The organism is Profundibacter amoris, from assembly GCF_003544895.1.
GTDB lineage: Bacteria > Pseudomonadota > Alphaproteobacteria > Rhodobacterales > Rhodobacteraceae > Profundibacter > Profundibacter amoris.
Genome location: NZ_CP032125.1, coordinates 2,231,669 through 2,244,389, shown reverse-complemented (window position 1 = coordinate 2,244,389; position 12,721 = coordinate 2,231,669). Strand labels below are relative to the sequence as shown.

The 12,721-nt window shown below is 58.6% G+C and carries 14 protein-coding genes; 11 read left to right on the top strand and 3 right to left on the bottom strand.

The features are described 5' to 3' along the window. Positions 1 to 25: 25 nt before the first annotated feature. Both BAR1_RS11215 and BAR1_RS11210 read left to right on the top strand, forming a co-directional pair. The gene (locus tag BAR1_RS11215; protein ID WP_118943102.1) at positions 26 to 766 is read left to right on the top strand and encodes a YebC/PmpR family DNA-binding transcriptional regulator; all 741 of its coding nucleotides are present in this window, start codon (positions 26 to 28) and stop codon (positions 764 to 766) included. 223 nt (positions 767 to 989) lie between these two features. Beyond that, a complete protein-coding gene (locus BAR1_RS11210) occupies positions 990 to 2,039 on the top strand; it encodes a hypothetical protein (protein WP_118943101.1) in 1,050 nt (349 codons plus the stop codon). An 82-nt stretch (positions 2,040 to 2,121) separates the two neighbouring features. On the opposite strand, the gene BAR1_RS11205 is transcribed toward BAR1_RS11210, so the two are convergent. Both BAR1_RS11205 and BAR1_RS11200 read right to left on the bottom strand, forming a co-directional pair. Beyond that, entirely contained in the window at positions 2,122 to 3,651 is a 1,530-nt protein-coding gene (locus tag BAR1_RS11205; protein ID WP_162891764.1) for an EF-hand domain-containing protein, read from the bottom strand. A gap of 120 nt (positions 3,652 to 3,771) precedes the next feature. Continuing rightward, positions 3,772 to 4,797 (bottom strand): SDR family oxidoreductase, encoded by a 1,026-nt coding sequence (locus BAR1_RS11200; protein ID WP_118943099.1) that lies wholly within the window; start codon positions 4,795 to 4,797, stop codon positions 3,772 to 3,774. Between the two features lie 121 nt (positions 4,798 to 4,918). Between BAR1_RS11200 and BAR1_RS11195 the strand changes: the two genes are divergently transcribed. Beyond that, the gene (locus BAR1_RS11195; protein WP_118943098.1) at positions 4,919 to 5,437 is read left to right on the top strand and encodes a TetR/AcrR family transcriptional regulator; all 519 of its coding nucleotides are present in this window, start codon (positions 4,919 to 4,921) and stop codon (positions 5,435 to 5,437) included. Here the strand turns inward: BAR1_RS11195 and BAR1_RS11190 are convergent. Then, positions 5,432 to 6,313, bottom strand: coding sequence for a LysR family transcriptional regulator ArgP (locus BAR1_RS11190; RefSeq protein ID WP_118943097.1), 882 nt, complete (start codon positions 6,311 to 6,313; stop codon positions 5,432 to 5,434). The two genes, BAR1_RS11195 and BAR1_RS11190, sit on opposite strands and share 6 nt — an antisense overlap. An 83-nt stretch (positions 6,314 to 6,396) precedes the next feature. Between BAR1_RS11190 and BAR1_RS11185 the strand changes: the two genes are divergently transcribed. The 8 genes from BAR1_RS11185 (at position 6,397) to BAR1_RS18030 (ending at position 12,675) form a co-directional block, all read left to right on the top strand. Then, positions 6,397 to 6,993 (top strand): LysE/ArgO family amino acid transporter, encoded by a 597-nt coding sequence (locus BAR1_RS11185; RefSeq protein ID WP_118943096.1) that lies wholly within the window; start codon positions 6,397 to 6,399, stop codon positions 6,991 to 6,993. A 40-nt stretch (positions 6,994 to 7,033) separates the two neighbouring features. After that, positions 7,034 to 7,948, top strand: a complete 915-nt coding sequence (locus BAR1_RS11180) for a DMT family transporter (RefSeq protein ID WP_194295001.1) — start codon at positions 7,034 to 7,036, stop codon at positions 7,946 to 7,948. Positions 7,949 to 8,101: 153 nt separating this feature from the next. Then, positions 8,102 to 8,689, top strand: coding sequence for a choline-binding transcriptional repressor BetI (gene betI, locus BAR1_RS11175; protein WP_118943095.1), 588 nt, complete (start codon positions 8,102 to 8,104; stop codon positions 8,687 to 8,689). Then, on the top strand, positions 8,686 to 8,976 hold the full coding sequence (locus tag BAR1_RS11170; RefSeq protein ID WP_118943094.1) for a hypothetical protein: 291 nt from the start codon (positions 8,686 to 8,688) through the stop codon (positions 8,974 to 8,976). The genes betI and BAR1_RS11170 overlap by 4 nt, the downstream gene beginning before the upstream one ends. Positions 8,977 to 8,983: 7 nt before the next feature. Continuing rightward, the gene (betB, locus tag BAR1_RS11165) at positions 8,984 to 10,438 is read left to right on the top strand and encodes a betaine-aldehyde dehydrogenase (protein ID WP_118943093.1); all 1,455 of its coding nucleotides are present in this window, start codon (positions 8,984 to 8,986) and stop codon (positions 10,436 to 10,438) included. Positions 10,439 to 10,517: 79 nt separating this feature from the next. Then, on the top strand, positions 10,518 to 12,176 hold the full coding sequence (gene betA / locus BAR1_RS11160) for a choline dehydrogenase (protein ID WP_118943092.1): 1,659 nt from the start codon (positions 10,518 to 10,520) through the stop codon (positions 12,174 to 12,176). A gap of 83 nt (positions 12,177 to 12,259) precedes the next feature. Then, entirely contained in the window at positions 12,260 to 12,457 is a 198-nt protein-coding gene (locus tag BAR1_RS11155; protein WP_118943091.1) for a hypothetical protein, read from the top strand. Between the two features lie 65 nt (positions 12,458 to 12,522). Then, positions 12,523 to 12,675: a hypothetical protein gene (locus tag BAR1_RS18030; protein WP_162891763.1), complete on the top strand. Its 153-nt coding sequence runs from the start codon at positions 12,523 to 12,525 to the stop codon at positions 12,673 to 12,675. Positions 12,676 to 12,721 lie beyond the last annotated feature (46 nt).

Sequence of the window (12,721 nt, the reverse complement as noted above, 5' to 3'; positions counted from 1 at the left end):
CCTAGATATTCCACAGGAGATCACCATGGCAGGCCACTCAAAATGGGCAAATATCCAGCACCGCAAGGGGCGTCAGGACAAATTGCGCTCGAAACTGTTCTCGAAACTGTCCAAGGAAATCACCGTGGCGGCCAAAATGGGCGATCCGGACCCCGATAAAAACCCGCGCCTGCGTATGGCGGTGAAAGAGGCCAAGTCGAATTCCGTGCCCAAGGACGTGATCGAACGAGCGATCAAAAAGTCGGCGGCGGGCGAGGGCGATAATTACGATGAAATCCGTTACGAAGGCTATGGCCCCGGTGGCGTGGCCGTGATTGTCGAGGCGATGACAGACAACAAGAACCGCACCGCCAGTTCTGTGCGCTCGCTGTTTACTAAAACCGGTGGCAACCTGGGTGAAACCGGATCGGTTGGTTTCATGTTCGATCGTAAAGGCGAGATATTGTATTCGTTATCTGCCGGCGATCTGGACACCGTATTCGAAGCCGCGCTGGAAGCCGGTGCCGAGGATGTCGAGGATACCGACGAGGGGTATGTGATCGTAACCGCCGACACCGATCTGGCATCGGTCGCTGGCGAGCTTGAGGACAAGCTGGGCGAGGCGGAAACCGTCAAACTGGTTTGGCGTCCGAACATCACCACCGAACTGGATCTGGAAGGTATGCAAAAGCTGATGAAGCTGATAGATGCGCTGGAAGACGACGACGACGTACAGCGGGTGACAACCAATTTCGAGGCCAGCGACGAGGTGTTGGAGCAGCTTTAAGCGGGTATTTGGCCTTTTCATCTATGTGAATTCACAGGCGGTTGCAGCAATGCGGCCGCCTTTGTTTTGCATAACCATTACCTGAACGACATAAATTTGCTATGCTTCCTATGGGAAGGATAAAGCGGCCTTTGTGCTAAGGTCCGGCGTTTTAACGCAGCTTTCCTTGTGCATTGGCCTTGAATTTGGCGGGTCGAACCGTCGTCCATTTCAGGAGAATGCAATGTTAAAACAAGCCCTTACTGTATCTGCCTTGATGATTGGCAGCCTTTCCACCCCTGCTATTGCGCAGGATATTCCACAAACAAGGATCGACCAGATACTGGCGATGAGCCCAACCGATATGGCCAAATCCGGCGCCTGGACCTCGGCCGCCTATCACCGGCTGATCGGCTATATGAATTCAATCGAAGACCCCGAATTGCGGGATTTTGTGCTGGATATGTATGACAATCCCACCTCGACCGTATTCAACGCCACGGCCGCACCGGATGCCTTGCGCACTGCCCCTGCGACAGGTGGGCCGGGGCATCACCATTACCCCGGCGGGCTGGCCGTGCATCTGGTCGAGGTGATCGAGATCGCGATGGGCTGGGCCAATACGTTCGAGCAGGTTCACGGCATCCAGACCACAGACCGCGACCTGATCATCGCCGATCTGGCGCTGCATGACTGGAGCAAGGTTTGGTACAACTGGGATGAAACCTCCGGCAAAGTGGCCAAGCCTGAATGGTTCCCCGCGTCCTGGGGTGGCAAGGACGGCATTGCCAAATGGGGCTGGATGGGCGAACACGGTGCGGTGGTTTATTCCGAACTGCTGAAACGTGGCGCGCCGGATAAATTGCTGTTCGGGGCCGCCAGCGCGCATTTTGATCCGCAATGGGATGTCGATATCACGGATGCGGATGGCAAAGGGCAGGGATTGAACCCCGCGTTGAAAGAGGCCGCAGCCTATGCCGGAACCGACGCCCCCGAGATAAATCCGGACCAGCGGCGGGTTGAATGGTTCCTGTCCACCTATTCTGACGGGGACTGGTCGTTCTCGCATTATGTTGCGGGAAAATCGGCCCATAAATGGATCCGTATGGTGGCCGAAGAATTGGGCATTGATCCGGAATCACCAGAGGCTGCCAAACTGGCGTGGTTCGTGCTGACGCGGGTGTCGGATTTCAAATTGTACAAAATCTATCAGGACGGCGGGTTTGACGTTGCCGCCCCGAAACAGGTGATCCGTGCAGTGCTGGCGGATTCATCGGATTACGAGGTGAAATAGCAAAGACAGGGGGCTTCGGGCTTGTCCCGGGGCCTCTGTCTGGCTCTAGCCCCCGGGCGGGGGTAGGTCACAGCCATGTGTTCTACCGGCAGCTATAACCCGCAACACATTTGCCGTTTTCCTCAAGGATAACTTCTGAATGGCCGGGATCGCCTGCCGGCATCTTGATGCCTTTCCCAAGGATGAATTTCACACTATGGGCACCGTTCAATCCCGGCGGGAAACGTTTTATCGGTTTGACGACCATCAAATAGCCGTCCGATGTAGGTTTCAGGGCGCCCTGTCTGGCTAGTTGCAGGAGTCCGGCCTGCTGGGGGAGAACCTCGTAGTTTTCCGCTTTGGACGATGCAATCACATCTTTTGCGTCCAGTTCCATGATGCCGGCAGGGTAGAAGCGATAGAGCGAATGCAACAGGTTCTTTTCCAGTGCTCCACCGGCTTGACTTGCGGGGTCATCCAGCAGTTTCGGCCCGTCGGTCGTTATCACATAACGTTTGCCGTCATGTATTATGACGGTTCCCCTGTTGGTCGGGTTGCGGGTTTTTCTTATCCCCCCGGACGGAACCGAGACTGTGGTCAACTCGTAGTTGGTTACAAGCACATCAATGTCCCTGCCCAGTCGTTGTGACAGGTTTGCCTTTGCAATCAGGGCCTTGCCGCTATCGGGTTTTGTGAAATATTTCGAGATACAGGCGGCATTTGGCAGGAAATGAACCTTTTCTTTGGGCAGTCCGGTCACGCCGGCTCCATAGTGGCCATAGCCCGCTACAATCTGCTCGACACGTCCAACGTCGCCTTCGATTTTCCAGATGATTGAATCATAGGCCGTGGTGACAATATACAGCGGCGTGTCCCCTTTTTCGATGTTCAAAACCGCAACCGAGGTCTCGCGGTCAACACCTGAAACCGCTACCGTGGAAACGGCAGCCCCCTCGTAACCGCTGATGAAAACGATTTCAGCCCCGGAGGTAGGGGCAGGGTATTTACATAGGGATGACTCCGGCAACGGCTTTTCGATTGTATCATTATGCATGCTCGGCTTTTGCGGCGCGGGGGTGGTGCCTGGTTTGTCCAGATTGGCAATAGCCAAGCCGATTTCGCCCGGGGTGACGCGGCCATCCTGGTTAACGTCAAAGGCCATCAGCGCACCGATCAACACATCGAGACGGGTTTGGTTCGCTTGCCTGCTTGCATTGGCGCGGATTTCTTCCAATGAAAGGGTGCCATCCTGATTGGTATCCGCTGTGGCCAGAAGCGTCTGGAGTTTCGCATTGTCACGGGTGCTCAACACCGCTCCTAATGACGTGATTTCAACGGCATCGATCTGCATATTGCCATCTAGGTCATAAATGAATGCGTTCTGAAGCGAACTGCTGCGGCTTCTCGCGATCTGTGACATATGATAGGTTTCAAGTGTTTCCTTCGTCACTATGCCATTGGTCGAGACCCTGAAGAGCGTATTGATCGTGTTGCGAACAAATTGTTCAGGGTTCCGGCGGATTTGTTGCAGAATGCTATTTGGCAGAGAAATGATATTTTCCCCGCTTGCCGCTGTGTCGGTCTGGGCCTGAAGCGGGCTGATGGAAAGGAAAACGGCGGCGGTGATTTTCAAGAAATGTTTCATATAAATTCGATTGCTATGGTTGCCAATGCGTGGGTGCAGGAAAGCTGCATTACTGCCAATCTATAGTTGATTAGCCCATAGCTGCCAAATGGATTTTCGACAGAGACCCTAAACCTGCCCCAGATCGATCAATGATTGCCCCATGCTGCGAATGGCTTCGCTTGTGTCGATCAGCGGGCGGCCCAGCAGGGGTTCGAGCAGTGATTTGTCCATTTCATGCTGGCGGCCAAGGTTCATGGCGGCGGTTTTGACATCGCCGTCAAACATCGCCACCAGACGGACAACGAAATCGGGCAGGCGGCGGGTCGGGATTTTTTTGGCGTAGGCGGGGAATGCTTCGGCCAGTGTTTTCGCCACTTCGACGAATTCAATCGAAGGTCCGGCGGCAAACACGCGGTGGCCGAATGTGGCCGGATCATGTATTGCCAACAGGTGCAATTCGGCCGCATCGCGCACATCGGCGATGGAAAAATATATCCGCGGGCAGCCGGGTAATTCGCCTTTCATCAGCCGTTTGATGATCGCCCCCGAGGTGCCGATGTCCTGCTCCAGCAGCGGGCCAAGGATAAAGCTGGGGTTGATCACGGTCAGGTCCTCGCGGCGGTTTGCGGCTTCCATGATGCTCCAGGCTTCCTGTTCGGCAAGGGTTTTGGACAGGATGTAAGGTGTTACATCCTTGCCCGACGGATTGGTCCAGTCGGCTTCGGTATAAGGGGTAGTGCGGTTTTTTTCGTGCCCGTGACAGGCCGCCACCATGGACGAGGTCAGCACGATGCGGTTGACATTGGATCGCAAGGCGGCGTTCAGGGCGCGGCGGGTGCCCTCGACCGCAGGTTTGATGATTTCGTCGGGGTCCTTGGGGGATGTGGTGACAAAAGGCGAGGCCGTATGCAGCAGGTAATCCACCCCGTCCATTGCCGCGTCCCAGCCCGCATCAGAGGTCAGGTCAAGTTCGACAAAACCCAGCCGGCTGGTGTCGGCCCCGTGGCTTTGCAGCACCTCGCGGATGTGATCGCCCTTGGCCGCGTTGCGCACGGAACCGCGCACGGCATAGCCCTGTTCCAGAAGTTGCAGCAGGATGTGGCTGGCCAGAAAGCCGGATGCGCCGGTGACAAGGATGGTTTGATCAGACATTGGAGGGCCTTTCGGTTTGGTTTTTGACAAACTGACAAAACACACATAAAGTGTCAAGAAGTATAATCCGGCACAGGCAACAGCAATTGCGCAACCCCGCGCCAAACACTAGAACGGGCCTATGGACGACAAGAAGAAACATATTCTGAAGGCGGCAATGCGGGTGGTGATCGCCTATGGGTTCAAACGTGTCTCGATGGCCGATATCGCGCAAGAGGCGGGCATTTCCCGTCCCGCGATTTACCAGATTTTCCGTAACAAGGATGACGTGTTCTTTTCCTGTCTGGATATGCTGGTGGACGAGGCATTCGCGGCCGCCGATGCGGCGATTGACGGGATCAGCGACCGCAAGGCGCAGGTCTCGGCCTATCTGCTGGCCTATATGGGCTATTTCCACAATTTGCTGGTGGCAGGGCCGCACGGGCAGGAATTGCTGGATGTGAACAACCGGCTGGGGGCGGAAAAATCGCAAGCGGCGCAGGCGCGGTTTATGACGCGGCTGAACGGTTTGATGGGGCTGGATGCGGAGGCCGAAGATGGGCAGGTTCTGGCGCTGGCGGCGACGGGGATCAAGTATCATACCGCCGATCCGGCCCAGTTTCGCGCGCGTTTGCAGATGCTGACCGAACGGTTTTTATAGCTGCACCAGCCATTCCCGCGCCACCTGCCGCACCGCGCGGGTCAGCGGCGCCAGTGCCTGTCGCGTCACACGATTGAACTGCCAGAACAGCGGCACGTCATATGTAGGGGCATTGCCCAGAGTGACCAGCCGTCCGGCGTCTATATGCTTCCGCACCAGCGGCTCGGGGTTCAGCCCCCAGCCGATACCGGCCAGCGCGGCGGTGACAAAGCCGCGCGTGCTGGGCAGCAGGTGCAGCGGCGGGGTGATGCGTTTTCCGAACTGCGCGGTTAGCCAGTGATGCTGAGACAGATCCTTGCGATTATACATCAGCATCGGTGCGGTTCTGGCGCTGGCGGCGGTAAACCCGTCCGCGAAATGCTGTTCGGCAAATTCGGGGCTGGCGGTGGCCAGATAGCGCAAGGCCCCAAGCGCAATACTATCACAGCCCTGCACCGGTTTGGCGTGGGCTGTTACCGCCGCCATCACCTCGCCCCGCCGCAACCAGTCGGCGCTGAAGTCCTGATCGTCGGTGCTGATGTCGAATAACACCCCCTCGACACGCGCCATCGCCTCGATGAACCATGTATCCAGACTGTCGGCATTCACCACCACCCGCACGGGGGCGGCTGGGCCGGGGGCCAGTCCGTCCAGATCATCGCCAAGGGTGCTTTCCAGCAGCGCCACTTCCTCGGCATGGCGAAACAGGCGCTGGCCGGCGGCGGTGGCTGTGGCCGGTGTGCCGCGGATGATCAGCACCGTGCCCAACTGGTCCTCCAGCGATTTGATCCGCTGGGAAATGGCCGAAGGGGTGACGTTCAGCGCGGCGGCAGCAGCATCGAAGCTGCCGGTTTGCAGGATGGCACGCAGGGCGGCCAGCTGGGTATAGTCCATCATTAGAATTACCAATCCACAAATAGAATAGTTAACTGGCCTAATGATGCGCCCCGCGCTATCCCCTGTCAACAACAGGAGATTTCATGCAAAGCCTCACCGCCGGTTTCATCCTCAGCTTCAGCCTGATCCTTGCGATCGGGGCGCAGAATGCCTTTGTGCTGCGCCAGGGGCTGCGGCGTGAACATGTGTTCGTGGTCTGCTTTGTCAGCGGGCTGTCGGATGCCATTCTGATTGCCATAGGTGTCAGCAGTTTCGAGGTGGTCTCGCGTCTGGTCCCGTGGCTGGCGCCTGCATTCCTCTATGCGGGGGCGGCGTTCCTGATCTGGTACGGCTGGCAAAATTTTCGCGCGGCGATAAAGGGCGGGCAGGCGCTGGCAGCGTTCGAAATTCAGGCCAGCAGCCTGAAGAAAACCCTGCTGACCTGTTTGGCGATGACATGGCTGAACCCGCACGCATGGCTGGATACCGTGGTGCTGATCGGCTCGGTGTCCACCAAATACGATGACGGGGTGATGTTCGCGACAGGGGCGACGCTGGCGTCTTTCAGCTTTTTCTTTACGCTGGGATATGGCGCGCGGCTGCTGGCACCACTGTTTGCCAGACCGGTGGCGTGGCGTGTTCTGGACGGGGTTGTGGCGCTGACTATGTGGATTATCGCAGCCTCGCTTCTGCTGGAATAACCTATTGCCAAAACCACGGCTTTGATGTCCTGTGCCGGACATGAGCGCGCAACCCGACATGACCGAAGCCCGCCCCGTATGGGGTGTGATCTGGATGCTGGCCACAGGGCTGACCTTTGTGGCGGTGACGGCGATTGTGAAACATATCGGCGGCGGCGTGCCGGCGGCCGAAGCGGCGTTTTTGCGCTATCTTCTGGGGCTGGTTTTCCTGCTGCCGATGATCCGCCCGCTGCTGAACGCGCATCTGGACAAAAGCGATCTGCTGTTTTTCGGCGCGCGCGGGCTGGCGCACGGGTTGGGGGTGATCCTGTGGTTCTTTGCCATGACAAAAATCACCATCGCCGAGGTCACGGCGATGAATTACCTCTCGCCGGTCTATGTCACCATCGGGGCTGCGCTGTTTTTGGGCGAAAGGCTGGCCCTGCGCCGGATCATGGCGATTGGCGCGGCGCTGCTGGGGGCGATGATCATCCTGCGCCCCGGATTTCGCGAGTTGAACCTTGGCCACTATACCATGCTGGGCACGGCGATCCTGTTTGCCACATCCTACCTGCTGGCCAAGCGCATGGCGGACCGCGTGTCACCAACCGTGGTGGTGGCGATGTTGTCGATCACGGTGCCGATTGTGCTGGCTCCGTTTGCCTTTGCCGTCTGGGTAACGCCGACGCTGGAACAATTGCTCTGGCTGTTTTTGGTCGCGGTGTTTGCCACCATCGGCCATTTCACCATGACGCTGGCCTTTCGCGCAGCGCCAATGACGGTGACGCAGCCGGTTACCTTCCTGCAACTGGTCTGGGCCACCACATTGGGCGCGGTGGTGTTTGGCGAACCGGTGGACGGCTGGGTGGTGCTGGGCGGCCTGATAATCCTTGCCTCGGTCAGCTTTATCACATGGCGCGAAGCCATGCTGAAACGCCGCGCCATTACGCCTGTGGACGGGGCGACCAAAGTCTGAATTCCCCTATCTTTGTTCCGGTTAATATCCCGGCCGGAGGCATTGAATCTCTTTGGCGCACAGGTTGAAGATTCACCCGCTATTTATATTGATTGACGAGTCAATAAAAAACCTGCAAATCTGGCTGCGCACCAATAACCGAAAGTCCCTGCTGTGCCCAAACTTGGAATGGAACCGATCCGCCGCGACGCTTTGGTCAAGGCAACAATCAGCGAAATCGGCCGCGCCGGATCGCTGGATGTGACCGTGGCGCAGATCGCCAGACGGGCCGGAATGTCCAGCGGGCTGGCGCATCATTATTTCGGTGGCAAGGACCAGATATTCATCGCCGCCATGCGCCATATTCTGGGCATCTATGGCGCACAGGTGCGGGGCGCGCTGGCGGTTGCAAAGGGGCCACGCGCACGGCTCGAGGCCATCATCCGCGCCAGTTTCGAGGCTGGAAATTTCCGCAGCGAAGTGATCAGCGCGTGGATGAATTTCTATGTGCAGGCGCAAACTTCGGACGGGGCGAAACGGCTGTTGCATGTCTATCAGGCACGGTTGCGTTCAAACCTGATGCACGACTTGCGCCCGCTGGTCGGGGCGAGCGCGCCGATGCTGGCCGACAACATCGCCGCGCTGATCGACGGGCTGTATATCCGTCACGCCCTGCGCGGAGCCGAGCCGGATGGCAAGGCGGCCTCTGAACGGGTATTGGATTATCTGGAGACCATGCTTTCAGAAGGGAAAAAGACATGAAAACAGTTGTTTGGACTATTGCCGCACTTTGCATTGCCGGTGCAGCCCGGCCAGAGACCGCCAAGGAATGCGTTGTTGATCCGGTGCCTGAATGTGTGCAGCAGGATGGTGCATTTGCCGACAAGGCCGCGGAACAAACCTGCCGTCAGGCCGTGAAGGATTACCAGCACACGGTCACTGCATTCTGGGATTGCCAGCGCGCGCAAGCCAGCAAAGTCGATCGCGAGGCCCGCAAAGTAATCCGTCTGTTCAACTGCCGCAAACGCGGCAAAGAAACCTGCGAGTGAGGATGATATGAAAGCCCAGCCCCAAGCCAGCCATTTCGTCAATGGCGCATATGTCGAAGACACCTCTGGCACCCCGATCGATGTGATCTATCCCGCCACCGGCGAAGTGATCGCAAAGGTTTATGCCGCCACCCCGGCGATGGTCGATCAGGCGCTGGCCTCGGCCAAGGCGGCGCAGGGCGAATGGGCGGCGATGAGCGGCACCGAGAGGGGGCGGGTGCTGCGCCGCGCTGCTGACATTATCCGCGCGCGAAACCGTGATTTGAGCGTGCTGGAAACGCTGGACACCGGCAAGCCGTTGCAGGAAACGCTGGTGGCCGATGCCACCTCGGGTGCCGATGCGCTGGAATATTTCGGCGGGCTGGCCGGCGCGCTGACCGGCGAGCACATCCAGCTGGGCGGCGGCGATTTTGTCTATACGGTGCGCGAGGCTTTGGGGGTTTGCGTCGGCATCGGCGCGTGGAACTACCCGACACAGATTGCTTGTTGGAAGGCCTCTCCAGCGCTGGCTTGTGGCAATGCGATGGTGTTCAAACCGTCCGAAACCACGCCCTTGGGGGCGCTGAAAGTGGCAGAGATATTGCATGAGGCGGGCCTGCCTGCGGGCGTTTTCAACGTGGTGCAGGGCATGGGTGAGGTGGGCGCGTCATTGGTGACCGATCCGCGCGTGGCCAAGGTTTCACTGACCGGCTCGGTGCCGACAGGGCAAAAGGTATATGCGGCGGCGGCGGCCGAAATGAAACATGTAACGATGGAACTGGGCGGCAAATCCCCGATGATCGTGTTTGATGATGCCGATATCGAGGATGCGGTGGGCGGGGCCATTCTGGGGAATTTCTATTCCTCGGGGCAGGTCTGTTCCAACGGCACGCGGGTGTTCGTGCAAAAGGGCATCAAAGAGGCGTTTCTGGCACGTCTGAAAGCGCGGGTCGAGGCGGCGGTGATCGGGGATCCGCTGGACGAGGCGACAAATTTCGGACCACTGGTATCCGAAGGGCAACTGGGCATCGTGCAGCGCTATATCGACAAGGGGGTTGCCGAAGGTGCGCGGCTGGTCACCGGCGGCGGGCGTGTGGACCGCGAGGGGTTTTACCTGTGGCCCACGGTTCTTGCGGATGTGACGGACGATATGACCGTTGCGCGCGAGGAAATCTTCGGCCCTGTGATGTCGGTGCTGGAATTCGAAACCGAGGAAGAGGTGATCCGGCGGGCCAATGATACCGCATACGGGCTGTCGGGCGGGGTATTCACCGGCAATCTGACCCGTGCCCACAGGGTTGTGGCGGCGCTTCAGGCCGGAACCTGCTGGATCAACACCTATAATCTGGCACCGGTCGAGGCCCCTTTTGGTGGCACAAAAATGTCGGGCGTCGGGCGCGAGAATTCCAAGGCTGCAATTGAATACTACAGCCAGTTGAAATCGGTTTATGTGGCGATGGGGCCGGTGGATGCACCGTTTTAGGGGATGCTTATCAAGCCTGACGGCTTTCTTCGCTGGCGAAGAGGACCGCAAGGCCCGATGAGTGGTCGGGAGTAAAGACATGGAAGCGGATTTTGTGATTGTCGGCGCGGGGTCGGCGGGCTGTGCGATGGCCTACCGGTTGTCCGGGGCGGGGGCCTCGGTTCTGGTGATCGAGCATGGCGGTTCGGATGCGGGGCCGTTCATCCAGATGCCCGCGGCCCTGTCCTACCCGATGAATATGGGGATTTACGACTGGGGCTTCAAAACCCTGCCCGAACCGCATCTGGGCGACCGCACGTTGGTTTGTCCGCGCGGCAAGGTGATTGGCGGATCTTCCAGCATCAACGGCATGGTCTATGTGCGCGGTCACGCCTGTGATTACGACCACTGGGCCGAACAGGGTGCGCAGGGCTGGTCCTATGCCGATGTGCTGCCCTATTTCAAACGGATGGAGCATTGGCATTCCGGCGGCCACGGTGGCGATCCGGCGTGGCGGGGCAAGGACGGACCGTTGCATGTGACGCGCGGACCACGGCGTAATCCGCTGTTTAGCGCCTTTGTCGAGGCGGGCGCGCAGGCGGGGTACCAGACCACGGACGACTATAACGGCAAGCAGCAAGAGGGCTTTGGCCCGATGGAGCAGACCGTCTGGCGCGGGCGGCGCTGGTCGGCGGCAAATGCTTACCTTCGGCCTGCGCTGAAGCGCCCGAATTGTGATCTGACCCGTGCCTTGGCGCGGCGGGTGGTGATCAGGGACGGGCGCGCCGTGGGGGTTGAGGTCGAGCGCGGCGGCAGGATCGAAGTGATCCATGCGCGGCGCGAGGTGATCCTTGCGGCGTCCTCGATCAATTCGCCGAAATTGCTGATGTTGTCGGGCATCGGTCCGGCGGCGCATCTGGCGGAACACGGGATAGATGTGGTCGCGGATCTGGCCGGAGTTGGGCAGAACCTGCAGGATCATCTGGAGCTGTATATCCAGTACGCCAGCAAGAAACCGATCACGCTGTATCGTTACTGGAACCTGTTTTCCAAGGCGCGGATCGGGGCGCAATGGCTGTTTAGCAAAACCGGAATGGGGGCATCCAACCAGTTTGAATCGGCCGCCTTTATCCGCAGTCGGGCCGGTGTGGAATACCCTGATATCCAGTATCATTTCCTGCCCATCGCGGTGCGTTATGACGGCAAGGCGGCGGCCGAGGGGCACGGGTTTCAGGCCCATGTCGGGCCGATGCGCAGCCCGTCGCGCGGGGCGGTGACTTTGGCGTCCTCCAATCCCAATGATGCGCCGAATATCCTGTTTAATTACATGTCGCAGGAACAGGACTGGCAGGATTTCCGCGCCTGCATCCGCCTGACCCGCGAGATTTTCGCACAAGAGGCCTTTGCCCCCTATGTGAAACACGAAATCCAGCCCGGTGTGAATTTCCAGAGCGATGACGAATTGGACAGTTTTATTCGCGAACACGCCGAAAGCGCCTTCCACCCGTGTGGCACGGCGCGGATGGGGGCAAAGGATGATCCGCTGGCCGTGGTTGATCCCGAATGTCGGGTGATCGGGGTGGATGGTTTGCGGCTGGCCGACAGCAGCATTTTCCCGCGCATCACCAATGGCAACCTGAATGCGCCCAGCATTATGACCGGCGAAAAGGCGGCAGATCATATTCTGGGACGGGGGATGTTGCCGGCTGTGAATAACGAACCCTGGGTGCATCTGGATTGGGAAACGGCACAGCGGTAGAGGCGTTTTCTAGAAAAGAAAACGCAGCGAAATCTTTTAAAGATATCGGGCGCGTGCACTGGTGATGTGCCGTCTGCGGGGCTATGCCTTTTGGTATGAACAAATATGTCTATGTGCTGCTGCTGTCTGTGGCGATTTATACGGTGATGAATAACGCGGGCGCGCCCCCGCGCCAGCAGGTGCAGGGGGTGGCGCATGTGCATGATGGCGATACCTTTACCGTGGCGGGGGTAAAAATCCGCCTGTTCGGCAAGTTTATCTCGTGGTTCAAGCAGATATAACAGTGATAAAGTCTTAAAGGACTGAACGAAGCAGGGCTTAAAACGCCGTAGACAAATACGGGCGCATGGTGGCGCGGTGCTATCTGGGGGATCGGGATCTGGCGGAACTGCTGGCGCGGGACGGCATTGTGTTTTCCTATGCCGCTTTTTCGCGCGACTATATTGCAGCGGAAAACAGGCGGCGGTGGCAGGGCGGGGCCTGTGGCAGGCCGAAGTGATGTCGCCTGCCGAATTCCGCCGCCAAAAGCGGCAAAACTGATCAGG

Bases quoted from the DNA above. Each gene is read 5' to 3' on its own strand.
- BAR1_RS11215 (WP_118943102.1), top strand. From the start codon at position 26: ATGGCAGGCCACTCAAAATGGGCAAATATCCAGCACCGCAAGGGGCGT.
- BAR1_RS11210 (WP_118943101.1), top strand. From the start codon at position 990: ATGTTAAAACAAGCCCTTACTGTATCTGCCTTGATGATTGGCAGCCTT.
- BAR1_RS11200 (WP_118943099.1), bottom strand. From the start codon at position 4,797: ATGTCTGATCAAACCATCCTTGTCACCGGCGCATCCGGCTTTCTGGCC.
- BAR1_RS11195 (WP_118943098.1), top strand. From the start codon at position 4,919: ATGGACGACAAGAAGAAACATATTCTGAAGGCGGCAATGCGGGTGGTG.
- BAR1_RS11190 (WP_118943097.1), bottom strand. From the start codon at position 6,313: ATGATGGACTATACCCAGCTGGCCGCCCTGCGTGCCATCCTGCAAACC.
- BAR1_RS11185 (WP_118943096.1), top strand. From the start codon at position 6,397: ATGCAAAGCCTCACCGCCGGTTTCATCCTCAGCTTCAGCCTGATCCTT.
- BAR1_RS11180 (WP_194295001.1), top strand. From the start codon at position 7,034: ATGAGCGCGCAACCCGACATGACCGAAGCCCGCCCCGTATGGGGTGTG.
- BAR1_RS11170 (WP_118943094.1), top strand. From the start codon at position 8,686: ATGAAAACAGTTGTTTGGACTATTGCCGCACTTTGCATTGCCGGTGCA.
- betB (WP_118943093.1), top strand. From the start codon at position 8,984: ATGAAAGCCCAGCCCCAAGCCAGCCATTTCGTCAATGGCGCATATGTC.
- betA (WP_118943092.1), top strand. From the start codon at position 10,518: ATGGAAGCGGATTTTGTGATTGTCGGCGCGGGGTCGGCGGGCTGTGCG.
- BAR1_RS11155 (WP_118943091.1), top strand. From the start codon at position 12,260: ATGCCTTTTGGTATGAACAAATATGTCTATGTGCTGCTGCTGTCTGTG.
- BAR1_RS18030 (WP_162891763.1), top strand. From the start codon at position 12,523: ATGGTGGCGCGGTGCTATCTGGGGGATCGGGATCTGGCGGAACTGCTG.